The 24,059-nt window shown below is 43.9% G+C and carries 26 protein-coding genes and 1 rRNA gene; 18 read left to right on the top strand and 9 right to left on the bottom strand.

Features of this window, described 5'->3' with window-relative positions; genetic code table 11:
- The first annotated feature begins 103 nt into the window (after positions 1–103).
- From rrf to T426_RS0122185, 5 genes are all read left to right on the top strand, one after another.
- Positions 104–214 (top strand): 5S ribosomal RNA (gene rrf / locus T426_RS0122215).
- A gap of 530 nt (positions 215–744) precedes the next feature.
- The gene (locus tag T426_RS0122205; RefSeq protein WP_025863511.1) at positions 745–1,512 is read left to right on the top strand and encodes a Rossmann-like and DUF2520 domain-containing protein; all 768 of its coding nucleotides are present in this window, start codon (positions 745–747) and stop codon (positions 1,510–1,512) included.
- Positions 1,513–1,515: 3 nt separating this feature from the next.
- A complete protein-coding gene (locus tag T426_RS0122200) occupies positions 1,516–2,046 on the top strand; it encodes a KdsC family phosphatase (protein ID WP_027586298.1) in 531 nt (176 codons plus the stop codon).
- A gap of 84 nt (positions 2,047–2,130) precedes the next feature.
- The gene (locus tag T426_RS0122195; RefSeq protein ID WP_036984280.1) at positions 2,131–2,712 is read left to right on the top strand and encodes a Maf-like protein; all 582 of its coding nucleotides are present in this window, start codon (positions 2,131–2,133) and stop codon (positions 2,710–2,712) included.
- A gap of 216 nt (positions 2,713–2,928) precedes the next feature.
- Positions 2,929–5,073 (top strand): S46 family peptidase, encoded by a 2,145-nt coding sequence (locus tag T426_RS0122185; protein ID WP_025863513.1) that lies wholly within the window; start codon positions 2,929–2,931, stop codon positions 5,071–5,073.
- Positions 5,074–5,174: 101 nt separating this feature from the next.
- Here T426_RS0122185 and T426_RS25450 read toward each other — a convergent pair whose 3' ends face one another.
- The 4 genes from T426_RS25450 to T426_RS0122160 form a co-directional block, all read right to left on the bottom strand.
- Positions 5,175–5,951 (bottom strand): WG repeat-containing protein, encoded by a 777-nt coding sequence (locus tag T426_RS25450; RefSeq protein ID WP_025863514.1) that lies wholly within the window; start codon positions 5,949–5,951, stop codon positions 5,175–5,177.
- Between the two features lie 151 nt (positions 5,952–6,102).
- Positions 6,103–6,390 (bottom strand): co-chaperone GroES, encoded by a 288-nt coding sequence (locus T426_RS0122175; protein ID WP_025863515.1) that lies wholly within the window; start codon positions 6,388–6,390, stop codon positions 6,103–6,105.
- A 177-nt stretch (positions 6,391–6,567) separates the two neighbouring features.
- Complete coding sequence (locus tag T426_RS25675) at positions 6,568–7,152, bottom strand: glutaredoxin domain-containing protein (RefSeq protein WP_027586295.1); 585 nt, start codon at positions 7,150–7,152, stop codon at positions 6,568–6,570.
- A 24-nt stretch (positions 7,153–7,176) separates the two neighbouring features.
- Positions 7,177–7,728, bottom strand: a complete 552-nt coding sequence (locus T426_RS0122160; RefSeq protein WP_025863517.1) for a 4Fe-4S binding protein — start codon at positions 7,726–7,728, stop codon at positions 7,177–7,179.
- 418 nt (positions 7,729–8,146) lie between these two features.
- Between T426_RS0122160 and T426_RS0122150 the strand changes: the two genes are divergently transcribed.
- Positions 8,147–8,536 carry a group III truncated hemoglobin gene (locus tag T426_RS0122150; protein ID WP_036984281.1) on the top strand — a complete coding sequence of 130 codons (390 nt, stop codon included), beginning with the start codon at positions 8,147–8,149 and terminating at the stop codon, positions 8,534–8,536.
- On the opposite strand, the gene T426_RS0122145 is transcribed toward T426_RS0122150, so the two are convergent.
- A complete protein-coding gene (locus T426_RS0122145; RefSeq protein WP_148303694.1) occupies positions 8,533–9,339 on the bottom strand; it encodes an adenine nucleotide alpha hydrolase family protein in 807 nt (268 codons plus the stop codon). The two genes, T426_RS0122150 and T426_RS0122145, sit on opposite strands and share 4 nt — an antisense overlap.
- 172 nt (positions 9,340–9,511) lie before the next feature.
- On the opposite strand from T426_RS0122145, the gene T426_RS0122135 reads away from it, so the two are divergent.
- The 11 genes from T426_RS0122135 (at position 9,512) to T426_RS0122085 (ending at position 19,995) form a co-directional block, all read left to right on the top strand.
- Positions 9,512–11,572 carry an acetate--CoA ligase family protein gene (locus tag T426_RS0122135; RefSeq protein WP_027586294.1) on the top strand — a complete coding sequence of 687 codons (2,061 nt, stop codon included), beginning with the start codon at positions 9,512–9,514 and terminating at the stop codon, positions 11,570–11,572.
- 497 nt (positions 11,573–12,069) lie between these two features.
- Positions 12,070–13,368 (top strand): phenylacetate--CoA ligase family protein, encoded by a 1,299-nt coding sequence (locus T426_RS0122125; RefSeq protein ID WP_027586293.1) that lies wholly within the window; start codon positions 12,070–12,072, stop codon positions 13,366–13,368.
- A 70-nt stretch (positions 13,369–13,438) separates the two neighbouring features.
- Positions 13,439–13,864 carry an ACT domain-containing protein gene (locus T426_RS0122120; protein ID WP_025863521.1) on the top strand — a complete coding sequence of 142 codons (426 nt, stop codon included), beginning with the start codon at positions 13,439–13,441 and terminating at the stop codon, positions 13,862–13,864.
- 4 nt (positions 13,865–13,868) lie between these two features.
- Positions 13,869–14,024 carry a hypothetical protein gene (locus tag T426_RS25900; RefSeq protein ID WP_153637564.1) on the top strand — a complete coding sequence of 52 codons (156 nt, stop codon included), beginning with the start codon at positions 13,869–13,871 and terminating at the stop codon, positions 14,022–14,024.
- 152 nt (positions 14,025–14,176) lie between these two features.
- Complete coding sequence (locus T426_RS0122110; RefSeq protein WP_025863522.1) at positions 14,177–15,013, top strand: prephenate dehydratase; 837 nt, start codon at positions 14,177–14,179, stop codon at positions 15,011–15,013.
- A gap of 10 nt (positions 15,014–15,023) precedes the next feature.
- On the top strand, positions 15,024–15,542 hold the full coding sequence (locus T426_RS0122105; RefSeq protein ID WP_025863523.1) for a flavodoxin: 519 nt from the start codon (positions 15,024–15,026) through the stop codon (positions 15,540–15,542).
- A 332-nt stretch (positions 15,543–15,874) separates the two neighbouring features.
- On the top strand, positions 15,875–17,221 hold the full coding sequence (locus T426_RS24775) for an aminotransferase class I/II-fold pyridoxal phosphate-dependent enzyme (protein WP_025863524.1): 1,347 nt from the start codon (positions 15,875–15,877) through the stop codon (positions 17,219–17,221).
- A gap of 40 nt (positions 17,222–17,261) precedes the next feature.
- Complete coding sequence (locus T426_RS25670; RefSeq protein ID WP_081782369.1) at positions 17,262–17,489, top strand: 4Fe-4S dicluster domain-containing protein; 228 nt, start codon at positions 17,262–17,264, stop codon at positions 17,487–17,489.
- Between the two features lie 25 nt (positions 17,490–17,514).
- A complete protein-coding gene (locus tag T426_RS0122095) occupies positions 17,515–18,600 on the top strand; it encodes a 3-methyl-2-oxobutanoate dehydrogenase subunit VorB (RefSeq protein ID WP_025863525.1) in 1,086 nt (361 codons plus the stop codon).
- A 3-nt stretch (positions 18,601–18,603) separates the two neighbouring features.
- A complete protein-coding gene (locus T426_RS24770; RefSeq protein WP_051569066.1) occupies positions 18,604–19,416 on the top strand; it encodes a thiamine pyrophosphate-dependent enzyme in 813 nt (270 codons plus the stop codon).
- A 27-nt stretch (positions 19,417–19,443) separates the two neighbouring features.
- Positions 19,444–19,995 (top strand): 2-oxoacid:ferredoxin oxidoreductase subunit gamma family protein, encoded by a 552-nt coding sequence (locus tag T426_RS0122085; RefSeq protein ID WP_025863526.1) that lies wholly within the window; start codon positions 19,444–19,446, stop codon positions 19,993–19,995.
- 62 nt (positions 19,996–20,057) lie between these two features.
- On the opposite strand, the gene T426_RS0122080 is transcribed toward T426_RS0122085, so the two are convergent.
- Positions 20,058–20,483, bottom strand: a complete 426-nt coding sequence (locus tag T426_RS0122080) for an FKBP-type peptidyl-prolyl cis-trans isomerase (RefSeq protein ID WP_025863527.1) — start codon at positions 20,481–20,483, stop codon at positions 20,058–20,060.
- A 374-nt stretch (positions 20,484–20,857) separates the two neighbouring features.
- Between T426_RS0122080 and T426_RS0122075 the strand changes: the two genes are divergently transcribed.
- The gene (locus tag T426_RS0122075; protein ID WP_025863528.1) at positions 20,858–21,715 is read left to right on the top strand and encodes an outer membrane beta-barrel protein; all 858 of its coding nucleotides are present in this window, start codon (positions 20,858–20,860) and stop codon (positions 21,713–21,715) included.
- 92 nt (positions 21,716–21,807) lie between these two features.
- On the opposite strand, the gene nadD is transcribed toward T426_RS0122075, so the two are convergent.
- The 3 genes from nadD to T426_RS0122060 are packed head-to-tail and all read right to left on the bottom strand — an operon-like array spanning position 21,808 to position 23,859.
- Positions 21,808–22,377, bottom strand: coding sequence for a nicotinate (nicotinamide) nucleotide adenylyltransferase (gene nadD / locus T426_RS0122070; RefSeq protein WP_025863529.1), 570 nt, complete (start codon positions 22,375–22,377; stop codon positions 21,808–21,810).
- Between the two features lie 9 nt (positions 22,378–22,386).
- Entirely contained in the window at positions 22,387–22,956 is a 570-nt protein-coding gene (gene gmk / locus T426_RS0122065; protein ID WP_025863530.1) for a guanylate kinase, read from the bottom strand.
- A 27-nt stretch (positions 22,957–22,983) separates the two neighbouring features.
- Positions 22,984–23,859: a YicC/YloC family endoribonuclease gene (locus tag T426_RS0122060; protein WP_025863531.1), complete on the bottom strand. Its 876-nt coding sequence runs from the start codon at positions 23,857–23,859 to the stop codon at positions 22,984–22,986.
- Positions 23,860–24,059 lie beyond the last annotated feature (200 nt).

The following is a 24,059-nucleotide window of genomic DNA, read 5'->3' as shown; positions in this document are numbered from 1 at the left end:
AGGCAAAAGTGAGAAGTAAGAATAGTTTCTAAACACTAAAAAGCTGATACTTGGCACTGTTTTACAACAAGATATTGTATAGCTGAAAAGCAAGCTGAAAACTTTAGGTGGCTATAGCGACGGGGCCCCACCTCTTCCCATTCCGAACAGAGAAGTTAAGCCCGCCAGCGCCGATGGTACTGCAGAAATGTGGGAGAGTAGGTCGCCGCTTATTTTACACAAAGCCCGGTTCCTGTATTGGAGTCGGGCTTTTTTATATCCGAAAGACAATAGACTTCAGATATTAGACAACAGATAAGAGACAAAAAATACAGGGCTTTGTATTTAAGATATTGTATACTCTGAAGGGATTGATTAGTGAGTTCCGGTACATGCCGGGAAAGGACAGGAGTGTTGTGTGTGTGAAGGTAGCCAATTGGCTGCCTTTTTTTTTGAATAAGACGCCAGACATCAGAGGAGTGATTTCAGACATTTATCCTATATCCATCCTATATCGGTTCTATATCGACTTCGGGAAGGTAACCGGGGGTACGTTCTTTTTGACTTTTCCGCAGAAGCGGGAAAAATGCCCACCGTTTTTCCAGCGATTTCTCTTTCGTTTATCCTATACTCATCTCATACTACTCCTATACTCAACTCAGGAAGGTTATTTGGCCATGGCCTATTTTTAATTTTTACAATAGGATCATCTGGTTGAACGGATGTTTGCCCCGATTTTCCGTAGTTTTGGAAAAAATTTGAACGATGGATATTGTTCTGATTGGAGCTGGTAATCTGGCGACCCGTTTGGGATTACGACTCAGGGAGTGCAACCACAGGATTGTACAGGTTTACTCGCGGACCGAAAGCTCGGCAACGGAACTGGCGAATAAGTTGCATTCAGCCTGGACGACTCATCCGGAAAAAATTTCCCCGGAAGGACTGCTGTATCTGGTATCGGTGAGTGACAAAGCAGTGGAATCGTTGCTTTCCAAAATCAGTTTTGGGAATCGCTTGGTAGCACATACAGCCGGAAGCTTGCCGATGGATGTGTTGAAGCCGTTTTCAGCCAACTACGGTGTTTTTTATCCGCTGCAAACCTTTTCCAAATCGAGGGAGGTGGACTTCGCTCAGATTCCTGTTTGTATAGAAGCCAATAATCCGGAGAATCTAGACATTCTGCGTAAGCTTGGTGCGTCCATATCCAACGATGTGCGCGAAATAGACTCGGAGGAGCGTCGTCAACTTCATCTCTCCGCAGTATTTGTGTGCAATTTCGTAAACCACCTTTATTCTATCGGTGACGAGTTGTTGAAGGAGAAGGAGATCGATTTTGATATTCTGAAACCGTTAATTGCCGAAACGGCAGCAAAAGCACTGGAATTTTCACCCAAGAATGTTCAAACGGGTCCGGCTGTCCGGTTCGATCGGAACGTAATTGACCGGCATCTGGAAATGTTGAAAGAGCACCCGCAGTGGAACGATATCTACAAATTACTTAGCGAGAGTATTCATCAATTACATACAAAATAAAATATGGCATTTTTTAAGGAAGAACTAATGAACGTCAAAGGCTTCGCTTTCGATGTTGACGGCGTTTTGTCCCGAATTATACAACCCCTCACCGCGGAAGGTGATCCGGTCAGAACGGCTAATATTCGCGATGGATTTGCAATGGTTCATGCGATCCGCACCGGTTATCCATTGGCGATCATTACTGGTGGAAATACCACCGAAGTGCGGAAACGTTACCAAAAACTAGGCGTGACACATCTGTATATGGGCTCGCTGGATAAGATTACCTTTTTCGAGGATTTCCTGAAAAAAACCGGTTTGAAGGAATCGGAAATCATGTATATGGGTGATGACTTACCCGATTACCTCGTTATGAAACGCGTAGGGGTTCCGGTTTGTCCGAATGATGCCGTAACTGAAATTAAATCGGTTTCGAAATACATTTCTGACCGGAATGGTGGCGAAGGCTGCGTACGCGATGTGATAGAGCAAGTCTTACGTGCGCAGGGGAAATGGATTGATCCGGAAAAATTACATTGGAGCAGCTTTTAGTAAATTGAGAATGGAGTCCCGTATGCTCGGGAGAAAGTGGAAAATGCTTTAGACGTGTTCTCCATTTCGATTTAAAATGAATTTATGATACCGAAAAACCTGGAGAATTATCGTATTGTGTTGGCATCGAAATCGCCCCGGCGGCAACAGTTGTTGGCTGATTTAGGCATTGATTTCGAAACGGAAATACATGAAGTAGACGAAGTTTTCCCGGAAGGTTTGCCGATGGAGGAAATACCGCAATACCTGGCCCGGTTGAAAGCTGAGCCGTTCGTCGAAACCCTGAAGGAGAAGGACCTGGTTATAACGTCTGATACCATTGTTTACGTGGATGGCGAAGTGTTAGGAAAACCAGCTGATTACGAAGAAGCGGTTGCCATGCTCCAAAAACTTTCGGGGCGCCGACATGAAGTAGTGACCGGTGTTTGCCTGACATCGACAACTAAGCAAGTCAGTTTTGCTTCCGTAACAGACGTTTTCTTCAAAGAGCTTTCGCAGGAAGAAATCGACTATTACATTACGCATTACAAACCCTATGACAAAGCCGGGGCATACGGTATCCAGGAGTGGATCGGATACATTGGCATTGAACGAATCGAAGGTTCCTATTTCAACGTGATGGGATTGCCGGTGCAGCATTTGTATGAAGAGCTGAGTAAGTGGTAATTATTGGGTAACCGGTGCGGAATATAGTCATGAAAGTTGAAATCTTGCTTGGCTATGCTGATTGCTTTTTTGAACGGCTTTTTGGCCAATTGGCTGCGGAAATTGGTCAAAAAGTTCCTGGTTGCATAACATCTTCCCGTAAGACACTTTCCTATTGTTCATAAATCTTCTTTTCCTAATTTTGAGCACTCGTGAACAAACAAACCTACTTATAAGATGAATTTTAAGAACTTGCTACTTTCCTTTTTCCTGGTGTGGGGAATATTTTTTTCCGCTTCCGCGAAGGAGGGAATGTGGATTCCAACGCTGTTGCAGAAATACAACATCGAAGAGATGCAGCAGATGGGATTCAAACTAACTGCCGACGATATTTACAGTGTGAACCACGCCAGCATGAAAGATGCGGTGGTGATATTCGGCGGAGGGTGTACCGGCGAAGTGATTTCGCCCGACGGATTGCTGATTACCAACCATCATTGCGGATACAGCTCCATCCAAAAACATTCGTCTGTTGAGCACGATTATCTGACTGATGGCTTTTGGGCGATGAACCGCGATGAAGAGCTTCCTAATCCCGACTTAACGGTTAAATTCCTGGTAAGAATGGATGATGTGACAGCCCAGGCTCTGGAAGGAGTGACAGATTCGCTGACGGAAAGTGAGAAGCAAATGCGCATCAACGAAAACACGGCGAGGATTGAAAAGGAAGCGACCGAAGGAACGGATTACACTGCTGTGGTCAAACCACTGTTTTATGGCAATCAGTATTTTGTGTATGTCTACGAAGTGTATAAGGATATTCGTCTGGTAGGAGCACCGCCCTCGGCAATTGGTAAATTCGGTGGCGATACCGATAACTGGATGTGGCCGCGACATACCGGTGATTTTTCTGTTTTCCGCATTTATGCAGGAAAGGATAATAAGCCGGCTGAATATTCCCCCGATAATGTTCCTTACAAGCCGAAGAAATTTTTCCCCATTTCGATGCGTGGAGTGAAAAAAGGCGATTTCACGATGGTTTTCGGTTATCCGGGAACAACGCAGGAATATTTGCCTTCGCAGGCAGTGAACCTGATAATGACACAAAGCGATCCTGAAAAGGTCGATATCCGGACAAAGAAATTGAATATTCTGGCTGCTGACATGGAAGCTGATCGGGCCGTTCGCATTCAGTATGCTTCGAAATACGCCCGTACGTCCAATTCCTGGAAACGGTGGCAAGGCGAGGTGAAAGGATTGAAACGACTGAACGCTGTAGAGAAAAAACAGGAAGGTGAGAAGGCTTTCACGAGGTGGGTAGACGCTTCTTCTTCCCGGAAGGAAAAATACGGTAATGTTTTGCCGCGCTTTGATGAGTTGTATTCGGAGTTTGCACCTTATCAAAGGGCCGATGATTACTACTCGGAAGTCGTGAAGCGGGGAACGGATATTTTCAGCCTTGCGCGAAAGTTCGACCGCATTCGCCGCCTGGCTGAATACAATGCGGAGAGTCGGCTGGAAGGAGCCATTCCGGAATTGAAGGATGAAGTAGCCGCCTATTTTAAGGACTACCATCAGCCAACTGATGAGAAAGTGTTTTCTACATTACTGACCATGTATGCTCACGACCTTCCGGGAAAATGGGTGCCGGAAGAGTTGACCAAACTCACTCCCGAAAAATTGACGAAACTCTATCAGAAATCGGTGCTGACAGATGAGAATGCGCTGAATGAAATGTTGAATGATTTCGATAACGGCTCAGTGAAGAAGCTGGAAAAAGATCCGGTGATGCAGCTGTACCGGGCGCTTCGAAATACCTATGAAGCAAAAGTTGAATCGCGTTACCGCGAACTGAACGATTCGATAAAAGCCAACCAGAAGTTGTACATGGCGGGTCTGCTGGAAAAGAATGAAGGCAAACGCATGATGGCAGACGCAAACTTTACGCTGCGTGTGGCATACGGAAAGGTGGAAGGATACGATCCGCGTGACGGCGTGCATTACAAGTACTACACAACGCTGAAAGGGATCATGGAAAAAGACAATCCGGATGTGTACGATTATGATGTTCCGGATCGGTTGAAAGAATTATTTCAGGAGAAAGATTTTGGTTCGTATACGAATGGAAAAGGACAAGTTCCCGTCGCTTTTTGTGCTTCCAATCATACAACCGGAGGAAATTCCGGAAGTCCGGTAGTAGATGCGGAAGGAAACCTGATTGGTGTGAATTTCGATCGTGCCTGGGAAGGAACCATGAGTGACATCATGTTCGATCCGGATGAGTGCCGGAACATTATGTTGGACATTCGCTATGCGTTGTTCGTCATTGATAAATTTGCGGGAGCGGGCTACCTGTTAGACGAAATGGAACTAGTGAACTAATTCGTTCCTCAGAATAAAAAGAAGCCCCGCTGGTAATTACCGACGGGGCTTTTTGTTTCTTTTCGATATTTCGGAAAGAAGCTTTGCTGGAAATTTACTATCTAATCTTTTTGAGTAACCGCTACCTTGACACGCGGGGCTATCATGTCCGAATCACTTTCGTTGTTTTGATAATTGCAACGTATTCTTCCATCCACCGATGAAACATTCCATGGAGACAAATATTTCACGGTCCCGTCTGAATTGCGTTTTGTCCTTTCCGGAAGAACTGCATAGCGGTCAAGATTTTGGTCATGAAGAATCAAGGCAAACATATCGTTATTATCGCTCAATGCTGAAGGCGACTGGATTCGTAGCCGGGTAATTTCCTTCATTGCCCGGTCTAAAAACGATGGGGTGTCATCTCCATTAATATTTTGTTGAAATGAAATCCGGTTCCCATTGGAAAGTTTTCCAACGGCTGCTACCGAAAAATCTTCATTTCCTTCCTGATCAATAAATCCCAGTCGGCCGTCTTTACGAACCAAGGCCCATGGCGGACCGTATGTTCCAAAGTGGTCAATCATTTCGTATTGTGGTTTGACAACTTCCTTACCTTGTTTGTCGATAAAGCCCAACTTGCCGTCTTTCTCCACCAATGCCCATGAAACGCCGTGTGCACCAAACTTTTCGATGGAATCATATTGAGGAGAAACAACCAGATTTCCCTTCTGGTCAATGAAACCAAACTTCCCGTCTTTTTTGATCAAAGCCCACGGAACGCCATAGTCACCATATTTGCCTACGATCTCGAAGTCGGTAGTCGCTTTTGTGGTTTGTGCTTCAGAAAAGGATATGCAAAAGATGATTGCTGTGAGAGTAAATAGAATGTGTTTCATGACGCCCTTCGTGCTTGGTACCATTAATATCAACGAAGCATGAGGGTGATTTATTGAGTGATATGTCAAAAAAAAATGGCCAAACCCTTAGAAAAAAGAAATCCCGTAACGGCTTAGCCGGATACGGGATTTTCTGATTGAAAAAAGAGAATCAGATTTCGTCGGTTTCCACTACTTTCGACAAGATGTCGGCGTAGGGAAGCAACAGATATTTTTTCCCTTCGAATTCAACTTCATTACCGCTGAACTCTTTGTACAGCACCATGTCACCCACGGCAATCTCCGGGTTTTCAACGTTGCTGATGGCAGCTACTTTGCCAATGTTCTTTTTTGCTTTTGCCGAATCGGGAATAATAATTCCGCCAGCCGTTTTTTCTTCGTGGCTATCTTCGGTTAACTCAATCAGTACATTCTGATTTACTGGTTGAAGCTCTCTCATGGTACCTAAATAATTATGGTTTAACAAATTAAATATCACAGTCGAAAATCAGTGTCAATGAATAACTATGGCTATTAAAAATACAACCAAAATCAGGAACCCAAAAGATACTTCGGCAAAAGAATCGGCTTCAGCAACGCCTTTCCGGAAAAACCGGTTCATGGCGCGACAGGAAAATTACCTGATTCCCAACAGCGCGTCGATACGGGCTTTATCAAACCCCACAACGACCTGTCCGTTAATGAGCGTCTGTGGAACGCCCTGCTGTCCGCTGCGTTTGACCATTTCCTCGGCAGCCTTCTGGTCGCGAGAAACGTCAATGTCGCGGAAGCGAATATTGTTATCCCTGAAGTAGGATTTGATGGTATTACACCAGGTGCAGGTTGGCGTCGAATAAACCACAACATTCTTTTGTGGTTTTTCTTTGTCGCCGGTTGCTGACGCGTGAAAAGCTCCGCCTTCGAACAGGTTTTGATAGAAGTTTTCTTCACTACAGCCTTTTACCACCTTTTTCAGCCCTCCGTTCTCGAATTCAAGCAAGCTGGGTACAGAGGTAATTCCGTATTCCGGATGAATATCCCGAACGGTCGCTACATCAGCGGTCAGTACAATCGCTTTTTCTGCTTTGTCTGCTGCTGATTCTACGGCTTTTAGTGCACAATTGTTTTGCTCCGAACCACTCGATTTGTATAGCAGCAGGTATGATTTCCCTTCGGTTTCTACTGCTTCTTTTAGTTCTTCGAATGAATGAATTTGTTTCATACGATTAATCTATCTCTAACTGTTTCACTTCTTTTTCATGCTCACCTGTTTTTCCGTCTTCAACGGAGAAAAGGCAAACTTGTATGTCAAACTTCCGTTGGGGCACTCCGAAACGCATTGTAAACATTTCGAGCAGCTGAAGCTGGCCCCGGGACGCTCTTTCCCGTTTTGGTAAATGCTGTATTTCGCCGAGTTCAATGTTGAAATATAGCATTGCTTATCGCAGATGCCGCATGATTTACAGGTGTCTTTATTCAGTGAAATCCGGTAAAATGAGAACCGGTTCAGCCAGCCTGAAATCCATGCAATCGGACATCCCAGCTTGTGGTATTGATACGTTTGTCGGAACGATTCTCCGGGAGTCATACTCATGAGAAATTCCATCATGACACCCATCGGACACATCCAGCGACAAAATACCTTTCCCAGGATGACTCCTGTAAAGGCTCCGAAAAGGAGCACGTACCACAGCGAAATGTGATAATAACCAATTGTGATGTAGAGCGCGACGCCAATGATTACCTGAATCACTTTGCGTTGTTTGATGGCCCACCGTAACAGTTTCTGTTTCTTCATCGCTTTATTGCTTTTGAGAATTGCGATTCTTGCAATTCACATTTTCAACGCTTTATCTGTCGGGCAGAACATCCGATTGTGCTGTCACAATCAACTCTCTTCTGCCAACAAGCGTGCCAAGTTGCGAAAAAATGACATACTGACATATCCAGATGATTAAATATATAATTTGTCTGAATAAGCACTGTTTGAATATAATTTGCAGGGCGCAATTTTCTTCCATGAAACGGGTGTGTGAGTGGTTTTAATTGATTGAAAGTGTGATTTGTGTGTTTTGGAATGGAGTTTCGAAAGCTTTATTACCCAACTGACAAAATGGACTTTGTTGCCGCCGATGATGAGACGGGTTATTGTGTGGGTCGGAAGAAAGCGCAAAATTTGAGGAAACAGAAATAGCGATAACCTAAAAATAACCTCAATGAAGGATATTGAATCCATCGATGATGTGAAATTCCTGGTCGATCATTTTTATGCCAAAGTACAAGTTGACGATCTGCTCGGGCCCATATTTAATAGTCGGCTTGAAGGGCGATGGGAAAAGCATCATAAGCGGCTTTACCGGTTTTGGAATACCGTGTTGTTACGCAAGCCGGATTATTACGGGAAACCGGTGGAAATGCATTTTGATATGAATATCGACGGAGAACATTTCACACGTTGGTTAGAGATATGGAACGAAACGGTGAAAAATAACTTCGAAGGAACGATAGCTGAGCGCGCCTTACTTCGCGGAAAAACAATGGCAATGGCCTTTCTCGAAAAAATTGAGAAGCACCGACAAAACAGCTGGGAGTCTAAAGAAATTTAACCGCACAGCGTGTATAAATCGAGGTAGGAATTGATACACATCACCGGGATGTTTCCTGATTTCCTCAGTAGTTTTCGGATAGTTAATCCCAACCAATTATCGATGAAGGTGGTTTTGTCATTTCCCGAAACAATTAACAAGGCTTCTGGGACACCAAGCGCATGTTCCAGTGCCGATCTGGAAAGTTTCCAGGTCTGAGAGCTACTTTCGATTACCTGGTAAGGGAAGGCAAATTTGTCGAACAAAATCTCAATTGCTGACAAATTCTTTTCAACCCGCTTGCGATCATCTACTCCCGGTTCACGGGCGGCCAGTAAGTCAACCAGAGCCTGATTATTCCGGCCAATGTAACTGGCCCAAAGAGCCAAATCTTTGCTGCGTCGCATGTAGCCAACGGGTATTACCAGTCGTTTGTAAAGGTTCTCGATTTCTTTTTCACCATTGACAAACAGGAATGGAAAACCTGACAACTTCAGTTTGGGGAGCAGATGTTTTGAAGATGTTTTGCCTGCCGTCATCAGAATGACATCGTAGACTTCCGACAAATCCATTAACATTTCTTGCGAAAGCTCGTGGTTGCGAACAAGGTACCGAACTCTGACTGACGGAATCATATCGGACGTTCGTCCAGCCACTCCGCGCATTTTGGCTTCGGCCATCAGTTTATCTTCCTGGCGCTTTTTGTCTATCAGATGGAGCAACAACAACTCCTTCTTCAGGATACTTGCCAGGTAGATTCCATGAACCAAAGCGGCGTCCATGCCGGGCGAGAAATCGCACCAAACCACTATCTTTTGTTCCATATCAGCCATTGTTGAAAGATAGCAATTATTCGTTTTTTATTACCATAATGACGAAGTCTGTAATGGCCGGATATGTGCTGAAGGTCATGTTTCCGCCTGTCATCTATCAGCTTTTCCATCTGCATATTTTAATACATTTGGCTCGGGTTGATTAAAATTAATATGCTGTCATATGCTAAACAAACAACTATTATCGCCAAAAAGTATTGCCGTTATTGGCGCTTCGAATGATGTTTCGAAACCGGGAGGAAAAGTTCTGCTAAACCTTCAGGAACATAAATATAAGGGTAAGCTCTATGCTGTAAACCCTCGCGATCCCGAGATTCAGGGAATCAAGACTTTTGCAACAGTTGATGAATTGCCGATGATTGATTTGGCGATTTTGGCCATCCCGGCCAAGCTGTGTCCGCAGACGGTGGAGACACTGGCTCACACCAAAAAGACAAAAGCGTTTATTGTTATTTCGGCTGGCTTCAGCGAGGAAAGCGAGCAGGGAGCAGAATGGGAACGCCAGATGGTAGAGACAGTAAAATCAGTCGGCGGTGTGTTAATTGGCCCTAACTGTATTGGTGTGCTGACTCCGGAGTATGCTGGCGTATTTACATCTCCTATTCCTCAGTTCGATCCGAAAGGATGCGATTTTGTAAGTGGTTCAGGAGCTACCGCCGTATTCATTATGGAATCGGGTATTCCGAAAGGATTGCATTTTGCCAACGTTTTCTCGGTAGGAAACTCGGCCCAGATTGGAGTAGAAGAAGTGTTGGAATATTGGGATAAGACCTACGATCCGGAAACATCAGCGCCGGTCAAACTGCTTTACGTAGAATCCATTCATAATCCCGATAAATTTCTGTGGCATGCTTCATCCCTTATCAGGAAAGGATGTAAGATTGCCGGTATCAAAGCCGGAAGTTCGGAAGCCGGAAGTCGTGCAGCTTCCTCGCATACCGGCGCCATGACGAGCTCTGATTCAGCTGTCGAAGCGTTGTTCCGTAAAGCCGGAATTGTTCGTTGTTACGGAAGAGAGGAGTTGACGACGGTTGCCGGCATTTTCATGTTTGAAGAATTACATGGCAAGAATATGGCCATCATCACCCATGCCGGCGGTCCGGCGGTTATGCTGACCGATGCGCTTGAAGACGGAGGCCTGCGAATTCCGCATTTGCCGGATACCAAAGTAAAAGCTGCCTTGAAGGATAAGTTGTTCCCAGGTTCATCGGTCGAAAATCCTATCGATTTCCTGGCAACCGGAAACGCAGACCAATTGGGTGCGATTATCGATGCCTGTGAAAATGATTTTGATGACATCGACGGTATGGCTGTTATTTTTGGTAGCCCCGGTTTGCAGCCGGTAACCGATGTGTACAAGGTGTTGAGTGACAAGATGAAGACCTGCAAAAAACCGATTTACCCGATTTTGCCGTCGGTTATTAATGTGCAGAAAGATGTCGCTTATTTTATCTCCAGCGGAAATGTGAACTTCCCGGATGAGGTGTTACTGGGTCGGGCGTTGACGAAAGTGTATCGTACGCCGAAACCATCAGACGAGAATATTTACCTGGAAGGAGTAGACGTTGCCGAAATCAGGCGCGTAGTCGAAAGTTGTGAGAATGGTTACATGCCGCCGGAAAAAATTCATGCGTTGCTGAAAGCAGCTTCCATTCCATTTGCTCAGGAGCGGGTTGTACAAAGTGTCGACGAAGCAGCTGAGGCTTCCAAAGAACTTGGCTTTCCGTTAGTGATGAAAGTGGTTGGGCCGGTACACAAAACCGAAGTTGGTGGCGTATCTTTGAATATTCGGGACGAAGAAATGGTCCGTAAAGAGTTCACCCGGCTGATGAAAATCAAAGGCACGACAGCTGTTTTAATGGCCGAGCAGGCCGAAGGCATCGAGCTGTTCATTGGAGCTTCTTACCAGGAAAAATTCGGTCACGTGATGCTGTGCGGAATGGGCGGTATTTTCGTGGAAGTATTTAAAGACGTAACTTCTGGTCTGGCGCCGCTTACATTCCCCGAAGCGCATTCGATGATTCGCAACCTGAAAGCGTACAAAATCATCAACGGCTATCGCGGAATGGAAGGCGTTGACAAAGATAAATTTGCGGAAATCATCGTTCGCTTGTCATCCATGTTGCGTTTTGCGGTGGAAATTAAAGAGATGGATTTGAATCCATTACTCGGAAAAGGCGATCGCATTTTGGCCGTGGATGCACGTATCCGCATCGAAAAATAGGCAACTAATTTTTACTTATAGAAGAGAGGAACATGCTCATGTTATGATGGGCCTCTTTGATTGGCTCTGTGTCTATTATCATTAATGGGCACAGAGTCGGTTTTTTAGACTATTGTCAAACGAATGGAAAACCTTCTGTACAGCCCCAATTATCCCGAGTCTTAAATTTCGTTTCCGACTTTTCCTTCCAGATTTATCTTTCCAAGAATATCCTCTCTGAATTCTGTTAATTTATAATTAGAATAAATATAAAAAATAGGAATTGAAAGTTTTATCTCCTTTTGAGTAGTAATATTATTAATTTTGTTTGCAAAGTGCTTGTTTCCAATCTGTCCACCCAACGATCCAATATTTTCAAGGGCAATAATATTTGGTTCTTAGGCAATATTCCGGCCAAATGATTTGAATTAGCACCATTTGCTCAACCTCAATAACGCTGCATAATCGGGGCATATCAGTTTTTCTGGTGTCCGGGAATAAAACCGAAGAAAAGCAAAATGATCTGGAATGAAAAAATAGAGTGTGCCACTCGCGATGAGATGAAGGCCATTCAAAGTGAGCGACTTATTGAAACCGTCAAACGGATTTATCACAATGTTGCCTACTATCGTGATAAGATGCAACAGGCGGGTTTAACGCCGTTTGATATAAAGGGAGTGGAGGATTTGCATAAGCTTCCGTTTACCACGAAATCTGATTTGCGCGATAATTATCCCTTTGGCTTGTTTACCGTTCCTATGAGCGAAATCGTCCGGTTGCATGCTTCTTCCGGGACAACCGGAAAACCGACTGTTGTGGGCTACACGCGGAAAGATATCAACATGTGGTCCGAAGTTGTTACCCGCTCGTTGTGTATGGCTGGCATTCATAAGAACGATATTGTTCAGATCGCATATGGCTATGGACTGTTTACAGGAGGTTTGGGAATTCATTACGGAACGGAAAACCTGGGGGCGTCCGTTATTCCCATTTCGGGAGGAAATACGCAAAAGCAGATTCAGTTAATGCAGGATTTCAACTCATCGGTGTTGTGTTGCACTCCTTCCTATGCGCTTTACATTTCGGATGTGTTGAACGAAGCAGGTATCGACCCGGAAACGCTGAACCTGCGTGTTGGCATATTCGGCGCTGAGCCCTGGTCGGAAGCCATGCGAAAAGAGATTGAGCGGAAACTGAAACTTCGGGCCATCGATATCTATGGGTTAAGCGAAATCGTTGGCCCTGGTGTTTCCTGCGAATGCGAATATCAGCAAGGAATGCATGTGCATGAAGATCATTTTGTTCCGGAGATCATCGATCCCGTTACGTTGGAGCCAGTGGCTGAAGGAGAGGTGGGAGAGTTGGTATTTTCCACGATTACCAAAGAAGGAATTCCGCTGCTTCGTTACCGGACCAGGGATTTAACCCGGTTGATATACGATAAATGCTCTTGTGGACGCACGCTTGTCCGAATGGAAAAGTGTAAAGGTCGCAGTGATGATATGCTCATTATTCGCGGGGTAAATGTCTTCCCGTCGCAGATTGAAACTGTTTTACTGGAAATGAGCGAAACCGAGCCACATTACCTGCTCATTGTGGAGCGGGAAAATACACTCGATACCTTAAGCCTGATGGTAGAGGTACAGGAGCAATTTTTCTCCGACGAAGTGAGGGTACTTCAGGATTTGAGAAAGCGAATCACACACAAGCTGGAAAGCACGCTGGGGTTGACTGTCGATGTAAAACTGGTTGAACCCAAAACGATTGAGCGAACGGCAGGCAAAGCCAAAAGAGTGATTGACAAGCGGAATATTTAATCTGGTCTCCCGGAAGAAATCACCATTATTTTGGTTAAATTAAGGGCAATAACCATAACACGTAAGCAAGATGCTGATTAAACAAATTTCTGTTTTTCTGGAAAATAAATCGGGGCGTTTGAATGAGGTCTCCCAGATTTTGGGAGAGGCAGGAATTAACATAAGTGCATTCTCCGTCGCAGATACCTCCGAATTTGGTATTCTGCGATTAATTGTATCCGATCCAGATAAGGCTTCCAATGTGTTGCACGAGAGAGGATTTACCGTTAGGGAATCAGGTGTTGTTGGCCTAAGTTGTCCCAATCAGGCGGGAGCATTAGCCCGGGCCCTGAAAATTCTCAGTAGAAATGAGATTTCGATTGAATATCTTTATGCGTTCTCAATGGGTACTTCGGCAAGTGTGATTATCAAACCCAATGATATCGATCGTTGCATTGAAGTACTACAGAAGAATAAACTGGAGTTAATAAAGGCCAGTGATTTATACAAGATTTAAGGATATGAAGAAGTTTCGGGATTTGAATTTACATGAAAAATTATTAGTGAGTGCCCTGGTCGTTATTCTGGCTCTGATTGCTTTTAACTGGAGTTCGTTTTCGGCAAGGGTGAAACATAGTTTTAGCGTGTATACCGAACAATCCAATGCAAAGAATTAACATTTGCGGAAGAACTGGAATGTGAGTTGATTCCGTTATGTAAAGCCTTGTTAGTCCGTTCACTGGCGCACTGAAACAGGCTAAAACAGTGGGGAAACAGGATTTTTTAGTTAACTTGCTCAGGATTAATAAACGGATTTAAACTTGATTTAGTGAAAAAGATATCCATACAGGGAATAAAAGGCTCCTTTCATGAAGATGCCGCCCGGAAATATTTTGGTGAGGATGTAGAAATAGTAGAGTGCCGGACGTTTCGTAAAGTTTGTGAATTGTTGGACCGCGATGAGGTTGACGGCGCTGTGATGGCTATCGAAAATTCCATAGCCGGTAGTTTACTGGCTAATTATGCCTTGCTTCAGGACTTTCATCTGCATGTTGTCGGCGAAATATACCTTCATATTCAAATGAATCTGATGGTTTATCCGGGAGTCAAATTTGAAGATATTCAGGAAATTCATTCCCATCCTATTGCCCTGCGGCAATGTTCGGAATACATCGACCAACATTTTGGTGAGATTGAGCTGCAGGAAAAATCAGATACTGCCGGAGCTGCACAGGAACTGGCAAGAGAAAAATACAAAGATGTGGCGGCCATCGGAAATCAGCGCTCAGCTGAAATTTATGGCCTTGAAGTCCTCGAGAGGGGAGTTGAGACAAACAAGAAGAACTATACGCGTTTTTTCGTATTGTCGAAGCATAACAATCCGATTGCAGGAACCAATAAAGCGTCCATCTCTTTTCAGTGCGGACACTATTATGGCGCGCTGGCAAAAGTGCTGACCATATTTGGTGACAATAAGATTAATTTGACAAAAATTCAATCAATACCCATTGTTGGGAAACCCAATGAATATTCATTCCATGTTGACCTGGAATACGATACAGAAGATAATTACGAACGTGCCATTCATTTGGTACTAAAAAATGTTTCGAGCCTCGCCATTATGGGTGAATACAAAAAGGGGGATATTGAGTTAAACAAACCATAAACCTCAAGTAATGGATAAAATCGCATTATTCTTTGGCCCGTTAAACGGTTCGGTACATCACGCTGCAAAGATTGTAGCACAGGAATTCGGTGAAGAGAACATCGATCTGATTCCGGTTAGTCAGGCATCCATTAATGATTTGAATAAGTACGGAAAAATCATTTTTGGAATTTCCACGGTAGGAAAAGATACCTGGGACCAGGAGTTTACCAATACCGATTGGGCTGAATTCTTCCCGGTGGTTCGTGATTTTGATTTCAGCACCAAGAAAGTGGCATTATTCGGACTGGGCGACCATATTACCTATGCCTACCATTTTGTCGATTCGATGGGCCTTCTGGCTAAGATCATTCTGAAGAATAAGGGTACCCTAATCGGGAAAACATCTCCGGAAGGATACAATTTTCAGGACTCTGAAGCATTGAAAGATGGTCTGTTTCTCGGCCTGCCGCTCGATGAAGATTATGAAAAGGACCTTACCCCTGAAAGAGTGAAGGCCTGGGTTGCTCAGCTAAAAAGTGAATTTTAACACATAGAGCGTTGTATCACCTAATGCGTGGTACAACGCTTTTTTGATGTATTTAAAAGCAAGAATAGGTTCAGGTAGATGTAATACGATGATTGAAATCGGAGTCTGAACAAAACATTTTTGAATAATTTCTGCAAAATGGTCAAAGAAGGCCAAAAAATCCTGACGCAGACATTGTAAAATTGAAGGCGAAAAAGGATAGTTTTTTATCAAACTGAAAGCGTCGGATCGCTAGTTTCACCCGGATCGTAAAAACATGTTGCCTAGCATTCTGCAAGGCTTTGCTAAACCTGCTATTCTTCGTTTATTTCCTAACAAATTACAACATCGAGATGACCAATACACCAATAAACAGAGAAGTTGTTGAACAAAATGTTCAGGCATTGGACGTCCCTAATTTGGGAAAAGCTTCCATCCGTGAAATCGTTCAACTGGTAAGTAATATCGAAGCTAAAACCGGCGATCGATATGTTCGTATGGAAATGGGAATTCCCGGATTACCTCCGGCCCGTATTGGTGTTGAAGCTGAAATTGAAGCGCTAAGAAATAATGTAGCCTCCATTTATCCGCGAATCGATGGAATTCAGCCATTGAAAGACGAGATTTCACGTTTCGTAAAACTCTTTATGAACATTGAAGTGGACCCGCTGGGATGTATTCCTACGGTAGGATCGATGCAAGGAGGTTATGCCGCCTTTCTGGTAGCCGGAAGTTGCCGGAAAGAAAGAGATACTATGTTGTTTATCGATCCGGGATTCCCGGTACAGAAACAACAAATGTTGGTGATGGGACAGAAGTACGAATCATTTGACGTGTACGATTTCAGGGGTGAAAGACTTCGGGAGAAGTTGGAGTCATTCCTTTCGAAAGGACACATTCACTCCATTATATATTCTAATCCGAACAATCCGACCTGGATATGTCTCACAGAGACGGAGCTTCAGATTATTGGCGAATTAGCTAATAAGTACGATGTAACGGTAATGGAAGATCTGGCTTATTTTGCCATGGATTTCCGCACAGACTTATCTAAACCGGGTGTGCCGCCCTATCAACCTACCGTGGCACGATATACCGATAATTATGTATTGCTGATTTCAAGCTCGAAAGTATTTTCTTATGCAGGTCAGCGAATTGGATCAATGGTTATTTCCGATGCCCTGTATCACCGGAAATATCCGAATCTGGAAGCACGATTGAATGTGCATACCTTTGGTGGAGCGATTGTTCACCGGGCGCTTTACTCGTTGTCGTCGGGTACTTCGCACTCGGCACAGTATGCTTTAGCGGCTATGTTAAAGGCGGCGAATGATGGAGAATTCGACTTTGTGGAAGATGTAAAGGAATATGGTGAACGGGCACACATCATGAAAGAAATGTTCCGTAAAAACGGATTCGTCATCGTATACGATAAAGATATGGAACAGGAGATAGGCGATGGTTTCTATTTCACAATAGCTTATCCCGGTATGACGGGAGGAGAGTTACTCCACAATCTGCTGTTCTACGGTGTCAGCGCCATCACATTGGGTAATACCGGAAGTACCAAAGAAGGGTTGCGAGCCTGTGTATCACACGTTGGGCGTGACCAGTTTACTGATTTGGAAAAACGACTCGAACAATTTCATCACGATTTCCCGGTAGGGGAGAAACGGGAGAAAAGTCGTGAGATGATATAGAAAATCAAAAAATCAACGATAACCAAAAAATCAATTTAGAATGGCTAAAGTTAAAGGAGCAGTAGTAGTTGACATGGATACGTGCAAAGGATGTAATTTGTGCGTGGTTGCTTGTCCTACTCAGACACTGGCTTTGCACCGCAACGTCAACGGAAAGGGATATCACTATTCGTATATGGAGAATCCGGACGCTTGCATTGGTTGCTCAAACTGCGCACTGGTATGTCCGGACAGTTGTATTACGGTGTATAAAGCCAAAATTGCTTAACTAACATTCAAGAAACGTTAACATAATGGGAGAACTAAGATTAATGAAAGGTAATGAGGTTATTGCCGAAGCAGCTATCCGTTGCGGATGTGACGGCTATTTCGGATATCCTATTACCCCGCAATCCGAAGTTATGGAAACCCTGATGAACCGTCGTCCCTGGGATGAAACCGGCATGGTGGTACTTCAGGCCGAAAGTGAGGTGGCTTCGATCAACATGGTTTACGGAGCAGCCGGAGCAGGAAAAAAAGTAATGACTTCCTCTTCAAGTCCGGGTATCAGCCTGATGGCAGAAGGAATTTCATATCTCGCCGGTGCTGAATTACCTTGTCTAATTGTGAATGTACAGCGTGGTGGTCCTGGTTTGGGAACTATCCAGCCTTCGCAGGCTGATTATTTCCAGGCAACCAAAGGCGGCGGCCACGGTGACTATCGATTGATCGTTTTGGCTCCTGCATCGGTTCAGGAGATGAACGATTTTGTCGATTTGAGTTTCGAGCTGGCTTTCAAATATCGTAATCCGGTGATGATTCTGTCGGATGGTGCGATAGGTCAGATGATGGAAAAAGTGGAACTGGCAGATTACAAGCCTCGTTGGACTGACGAGGAAGTAAAAGAGGTTTCGGGAAGTTGGGCAGCTATTGGCAAAAGCCCCGACCGCGAACAGAATATTATTACTTCGCTGGAGCTTGCATCGGATAAGATGGAGCAGAACAATATTCGTTTCCAGGCGAAATACCAGAAAATTCAGGAAAACGAAGTACGCTTTGAAGCCATCGACTGCGACGATGCCGATTATATCCTGGTAGCTTTTGGTTCTTCTGCACGGGTTTGCCAAAAAACCATACAACTGGCCAGAGCAAAAGGACACAAAGTTGGTTTACTCCGTCCGATTACCCTGTTCCCGTTCCCGACAGAAGAGATTAAGAGGTTGGCCGGACGCGTAAAAGGATTCCTCTCGGTAGAGATGAATGCCGGACAGATGGTGGAAGATGTTCGTTTGGCTGTGAACGGTAAAGTACCGGTTGAATATTACGGCCGAATGGGAGGTATCATTCCTTCACCTGATGAAGTTGAAAAGGCTCTTGAACAAAAATTGATAGGAGAATAAACCATGGCAGAAGTAGCAGAAAACATACAGAATATCATCAAACCGGAGAATTTGGTTTACCAGAAGTCTCCTGTATTGACGGATAAAGTGATGCACTATTGTCCGGGCTGCAGCCATGGTGTAGTGCACAAAATTATTGCGGAAGTAATTGATGAAATGGGCATTCAGGAAGATACCATCGGTGTTTCACCGGTAGGTTGCTCGGTTTTTGCCTACAACTACATCGATATTGACTGGCATGAAGCAGCTCACGGTCGGGCACCGGCAGTAGCTACGGGTGTAAAGCGGGTTTTCCCGAATAAGTTCGTCTTCAGTTATCAGGGTGACGGTGACCTGGCAGCGATTGGTACAGCTGAAACCATGCATGCGGTTAACCGCGGTGAGAATATCGTTATGGTATTTATCAACAACGCCATTTATGGAATGACTGGCGGACAAATGGCTCCGACAACGATGGTTGGTCAGGTCACAGCCACTACACCTTACGGACGTGATGTAGACCTGAACGGATACCCGCTGAAAATCACGGAGCTGATTGCTCAGCTACCTGGTGCAGCCTACGTTACTCGTCAGAGTGTACAAACAGCAGCAGCGGTAAAGAAAACCAAAAAAGCCATCCGGAAAGCATTCGAGATTCAGGCTAACAAAAAGGGAACAGCCTTCGTCGAAGTCGTTGCGACCTGTAATTCAGGATGGAAAATTTCTCCGGTCGATTCTAATGAATGGATGGAAGAACACATGTTCCCATTCTATCCGTTGGGAGATTTGAAAGACGGAGAGAAAGAAGATCCGGAAGCGTTGAAAATGAATGTTTAATTGATTCCCGAACCAAAAAATCAAGAGATGACAGAAGAAATCATTATAGCCGGATTCGGTGGACAAGGCGTTCTTTCCATGGGAAAAATCCTGGCGTATTCCGGTGTCATGCAGGATCAGGAAGTAACCTGGTTTCCGTCATACGGACCTGAAATGCGTGGTGGTACAGCCAATGTATCGGTTATCATCAGCGATGAGCGCATCAGTTCGCCCATCCTGCACGAATTCGATACCGCCATTATTCTGAACCAGCAATCGCTGGATAAATTTGAGGAGCAGGTAAAACCGGGTGGAGTTTTGTTATACGACCCAAACGGTATCGTTCATCCTCCAACACGTAAGGATATCAATATCTACAAGGTGGAAGGAGCACGTTTGGCTGCCGAAATGGGTAATCCGAAAACATTCAACATGATTGTTATGGGAGCCTACCTGAAAGTAAAACCCATATTTGGAATGGAGAAGGTGAAGAAAGGGTTGGAGAAATCACTTCCCGAACGGCACCACAAACTCATTCCGCTCAACCTCGAAGCCATTGAGGTAGGGCAGAAGAATATGGAAACTGTGCACACCGTTTAAACTTGATACAATAGAATCAGCCCGGGCATCTTGTCCGGGTTTTTTTATTCAGAATATTCAAATTACCAGCATTCCAGCAAAGAAACATCGAAAATCACTACTGCATTTGGGCCGATTCTTCCACCCGAACCTCGTTTACCCCAGGCCAGCTCCGGCGGAATATAAAATTTGTAACGACTTCCGGTTTTCATCATTAGCAAACCTTCCTGGTAACCTTCGATGGTTTCCTTTAGCCTGAACTCCATGGGCTCGTTGTTCTTGTAGGTGTCATCCAGTGTTTTACCACCAACCAGCATGGCCCTTTGGTGAACTTTCACATAGCCATCCGGATCGGGTAACGCACCGTCACCCTCCTTGATAATTTCGTATTGTAGTCCAGATTCCGTCACATTAATTTCTGGTTTCTTCAGATTCTTCTCGAGAAAATCTTCGCTGGTTTTGCGGTTCTGACCGGACGAACCTCCCTGCTTTTTGTTCTTCTTTTTCATCTTTTACAAAGAAAGGGAATCATGAGTAAATAGCGTTAGAAATACACTTGATATGTATTTTATGTTTTATAATAGTAATTTTTTTCACATCTAAATATTACAATGTTTCGATTTGTACGAGAACTTAAGTAATTGTGCTCCAAACAAAAAACTGGTGCTGTTTTTTAACTTAATTTTAGAATTTTTAAACTCATTATTCTAAAAATCTGAATGGCAACAAGTTATGTTTTGTGAATTAATATTTTGTTTCTACTTTCACGCCACTTTTAATATTACTTAATCGTTTAAATAGTTCGCATTATCAGTGAGTTACGTAGATTCATTCTGAATAGGCGAAAAGTTTAACAGACCATTTACGTTCAAAAAATAAGCAAATGAAATTACTGAAAACTATCGCAATCGCTATGATGGTGATGGGCATTGGCCAGTCACTCTCAGCACAGAATTTTTACCTCAAAGCACGAGGTGGTTACGGATGGGGTGTAGCCAAAGATGGTTATTACGTTGATTTAGGCCAGGGAAAAGTTACCGCAGATGGCTACCAGGAGCAAATTTATACTTCGATTGGTGCCGGTATTCCTGTTGGAATTTCTGCTGGTTATTACCTGAATGATAACATTGGTGCAGAAGTTGATTTCACTTATCTTATTGGTAAGACAGTAAATGTTGCCGATTACGGTGTGCCTAATTCAGCAGGTCAGCAACCCAAAATTGATGTTTACACACGTCAATATCGTGTTTCACCGACCATTATTATGAGCACCGGTCACTCGAAGAAATTCTCGGTTTACACCAAAGTTGGGTTTGTATTGCCTGTTGGTGGATACTCGATGGTGAATGCTAATATAACTCAGTTTATGCCAAATCCTTCTGACCCAACCCAATTGGTTCCGGTTGCAGATTTGAAAGTTGAACAGAAAATGTATGGTAAATTTTCTTTGGGTTTCAAAGGTGTTTTGGGTATGGAATATAAACTGAACGACAAGCTTTCGGTATTTACGGAAATCGAAGGTGTTTACCTGAACATTAAACGTAAGAAATCAAAGGTTACTAAGTATGAGGTAAATGGTAACGATGCATTGAGTACTTATCCCGGTCCGATAGAAGTTACCTACAAAGACAAAATCCAGGTAGACCAGAGTGGTAATCCGGTAAATGCGAACGAAGCATTGTCGACTACTTCGCCTTACAGCAAGCAGGGTATCAACCTTGGTTTCACCTACTATTTTTAAGAAACACAAAATCTTGAATCGAAGTCATTCTTTCGATTGACAAGGTTGTTAAGGAATAAAAAAGCCACACCGTAATCGGTGTGGCTTTTTCTTTAATTGAAATTTTTGGTTTGAATATAATCTGCAACTTTTTGTGGAACCAGCGGAACCAGCGATAGTCCTTTGCTCAAACGCTCCCTGATTTCGGTAGAAGAAATATCCAGAAGTGGAGCATTCAATAGGGTTACGTTCGGGTGGTTTGCCAGTTCTTCATTTTCGTAGCCCGGCCGGGGATAGACGATCAGCCCAAATTCATCGAGAATTTTCCGGTGGTCACGCCAATGATCAAACGCTTGAAGGTTATCTCCACCAATCAGTACGTTAAACGAGTGTTGAGGAAAATCTTGTTTCAAACGCAAAAGGGTTTGGTAGGTGTACGATGGACGAGGCAAGTGGAATTCATAGTCCGAGGCTTTAATTCCCTCTTTTCCTTCAATAGCCAGTTGAACCATGGCCAACCGATCTGCTTCCGGCCAAAGCAATTCTTCCTCTTTCAACGGATTCTGAGGTGAAACAACCAGCCACAATTCATCGGACAATTTCTCTTTTAGCAGCTTGTGTGCAATGGCCAAATGTCCGTTGTGAATTGGACTGAAGGAGCCAAAGTAGAGTGTAATTTTCATTACCCCGGTTTATTTTTCCAGAAAAGCTTTAACCGTCTCTTCTGCTTCTTTCAGTGCAGTTTGCAAGTCGTCGTTCACCAAAATGTAATCGAAATACTTGGCGTAAGTCAATTCATGTTTGGCCTTGGCTACGCGTTGAGCAATTACTTCGGGACTATCGGTTGAGCGGGCAATAAGCCTTTTCTCCAGTTCTTCGATGCCTGGAGGTTTGACAAACACGGCCAGGGCTTCGTCGCCGTAAAACTTTTTAATGTTCGTCCCGCCTACTACGTCCACATCGAACAGCACATGCTGTCCTTTCTCGCGAATGCGTTCCACTTCACTTTTCAGGGTACCGTAATAACTGCCGGCGTAAACTTCTTCCCATTCCAAAAATTCATCAGCCTCCAATCTCGACTTGAACTCGTCAACCGACAGAAAATAATAATCTTTGCCATCGGTTTCTCCATTTCTGGGCTTTCGTGTTGTTGCTGATATCGAAAATTCAAAGTCGAAAGGGCAGGTCAGGAGGTGCTTAACAATGGTTGTCTTACCCGAACCGGACGGTGCCGAGAATATAATCAGTTTGCCTTTCTTCATTTCTACAAATAATCGCTCTTCCGGAAGTTATAATACATTCAGTGTTTGTTCTTTCACTCTTTCGAGTGCGTCTTTCATCTGAATGACAATTTTCTGAATTTCGGCGTGGTTGGCTTTGGAGCCCATGGTATTGATTTCGCGCCCGATTTCCTGTGCAATAAATCCCAGCTTTTTCCCTACCTGCTCGTTTAGTCTCATGGTTTCGAGGAAATAGGTGCAATGGTTGGCCAATCGGACCTTCTCTTCGTTGATGTCCAGTTTTTCCAGGTAATAAATCATTTCTTGCTCCAGACGGTTGTTATCGACAGAATCTGAGGCTTCCAGTTCCTTCATGTTGTCCATGATGCGCTCTTTCACTTTGTCCAGGCGCTCTTTTTCGAAAGGTTCCACTTCCGGAAGTAAATCTTGAATACGCTGAATATTCGACTCAATATCTTTGTACAAGGCGTCACCTTCCTGAACTCTGAATTCATCGAGATGGAGGAGTGCTTCTTTTACTTTAGCGATAATTTGTTTCCATTCTTCTTCATCCAGCTCTTCACGCTCCGTTTTAACCGTATCCGGAAGGCGCATAATAATGTCGAGCAACGATTGATTTTCATCGATCCCAAGTTCTTTTCGGACCGAATTAAGTTGTTGGTAATAATCGCGTACCACAGCGCCATTAATGGTTGCATTGCTCTCCTCACCAAGCGATTCGAGGTACATGCTGTATTCCACTTTCCCGCGGCCCAATATGTCAGATATTAATTTCCGGATGGAAATATCTTTCTCTTTATAAATCCCCGGCATGCGGGTGTTAATATCAAGTTGCTTGCTGTTCAGCGATTTTACCTCGATGGTAATTTTCTTGTTAGGTAGTTCGCATTCGGCTTTACCATAGCCAGTCATCGATTTCATCATGGACGAAAAATTTTGTTCACAAAATTAGGCTTTTCCAACGGCATTCTAAAAAAGTGAGTGCCGAATGAGTATGTTTAATTGAAATTACTGGTAAATTACGTTTTAATTTACTGCAAAATGACAGATGATTTAGCTTATTTATAATTGCAAATCAGAATAAAAGCTTAATACATATTTGCGGAGACGAATAGAAATGAGCT

Source organism: Prolixibacter bellariivorans ATCC BAA-1284 (assembly GCF_000621705.1).
Taxonomy (GTDB): domain Bacteria; phylum Bacteroidota; class Bacteroidia; order Bacteroidales; family Prolixibacteraceae; genus Prolixibacter; species Prolixibacter bellariivorans.
This window is presented reverse-complemented; position numbering and strand designations above follow the sequence as displayed.

Coding starts and splice junctions, on each gene's coding strand:
- T426_RS0122205 (WP_025863511.1), top strand. CDS start 745: ATGGATATTGTTCTGATTGGAGCTGGTAATCTGGCGACCCGTTTGGGA.
- T426_RS0122200 (WP_027586298.1), top strand. CDS start 1,516: ATGGCATTTTTTAAGGAAGAACTAATGAACGTCAAAGGCTTCGCTTTC.
- T426_RS0122195 (WP_036984280.1), top strand. CDS start 2,131: ATGATACCGAAAAACCTGGAGAATTATCGTATTGTGTTGGCATCGAAA.
- T426_RS0122185 (WP_025863513.1), top strand. CDS start 2,929: ATGAATTTTAAGAACTTGCTACTTTCCTTTTTCCTGGTGTGGGGAATA.
- T426_RS25450 (WP_025863514.1), bottom strand. CDS start 5,951: ATGAAACACATTCTATTTACTCTCACAGCAATCATCTTTTGCATATCC.
- T426_RS0122175 (WP_025863515.1), bottom strand. CDS start 6,390: ATGAGAGAGCTTCAACCAGTAAATCAGAATGTACTGATTGAGTTAACC.
- T426_RS25675 (WP_027586295.1), bottom strand. CDS start 7,152: ATGAAACAAATTCATTCATTCGAAGAACTAAAAGAAGCAGTAGAAACC.
- T426_RS0122160 (WP_025863517.1), bottom strand. CDS start 7,728: ATGAAGAAACAGAAACTGTTACGGTGGGCCATCAAACAACGCAAAGTG.
- T426_RS0122150 (WP_036984281.1), top strand. CDS start 8,147: ATGAAGGATATTGAATCCATCGATGATGTGAAATTCCTGGTCGATCAT.
- T426_RS0122145 (WP_148303694.1), bottom strand. CDS start 9,339: ATGGAACAAAAGATAGTGGTTTGGTGCGATTTCTCGCCCGGCATGGAC.
- T426_RS0122135 (WP_027586294.1), top strand. CDS start 9,512: ATGCTAAACAAACAACTATTATCGCCAAAAAGTATTGCCGTTATTGGC.
- T426_RS0122125 (WP_027586293.1), top strand. CDS start 12,070: ATGATCTGGAATGAAAAAATAGAGTGTGCCACTCGCGATGAGATGAAG.
- T426_RS0122120 (WP_025863521.1), top strand. CDS start 13,439: ATGCTGATTAAACAAATTTCTGTTTTTCTGGAAAATAAATCGGGGCGT.
- T426_RS25900 (WP_153637564.1), top strand. CDS start 13,869: ATGAAGAAGTTTCGGGATTTGAATTTACATGAAAAATTATTAGTGAGT.
- T426_RS0122105 (WP_025863523.1), top strand. CDS start 15,024: ATGGATAAAATCGCATTATTCTTTGGCCCGTTAAACGGTTCGGTACAT.
- T426_RS24775 (WP_025863524.1), top strand. CDS start 15,875: ATGACCAATACACCAATAAACAGAGAAGTTGTTGAACAAAATGTTCAG.
- T426_RS25670 (WP_081782369.1), top strand. CDS start 17,262: ATGGCTAAAGTTAAAGGAGCAGTAGTAGTTGACATGGATACGTGCAAA.
- T426_RS0122095 (WP_025863525.1), top strand. CDS start 17,515: ATGGGAGAACTAAGATTAATGAAAGGTAATGAGGTTATTGCCGAAGCA.
- T426_RS24770 (WP_051569066.1), top strand. CDS start 18,604: ATGGCAGAAGTAGCAGAAAACATACAGAATATCATCAAACCGGAGAAT.
- T426_RS0122085 (WP_025863526.1), top strand. CDS start 19,444: ATGACAGAAGAAATCATTATAGCCGGATTCGGTGGACAAGGCGTTCTT.
- T426_RS0122080 (WP_025863527.1), bottom strand. CDS start 20,483: ATGAAAAAGAAGAACAAAAAGCAGGGAGGTTCGTCCGGTCAGAACCGC.
- T426_RS0122075 (WP_025863528.1), top strand. CDS start 20,858: ATGAAATTACTGAAAACTATCGCAATCGCTATGATGGTGATGGGCATT.
- nadD (WP_025863529.1), bottom strand. CDS start 22,377: ATGAAAATTACACTCTACTTTGGCTCCTTCAGTCCAATTCACAACGGA.
- gmk (WP_025863530.1), bottom strand. CDS start 22,956: ATGAAGAAAGGCAAACTGATTATATTCTCGGCACCGTCCGGTTCGGGT.
- T426_RS0122060 (WP_025863531.1), bottom strand. CDS start 23,859: ATGATGAAATCGATGACTGGCTATGGTAAAGCCGAATGCGAACTACCT.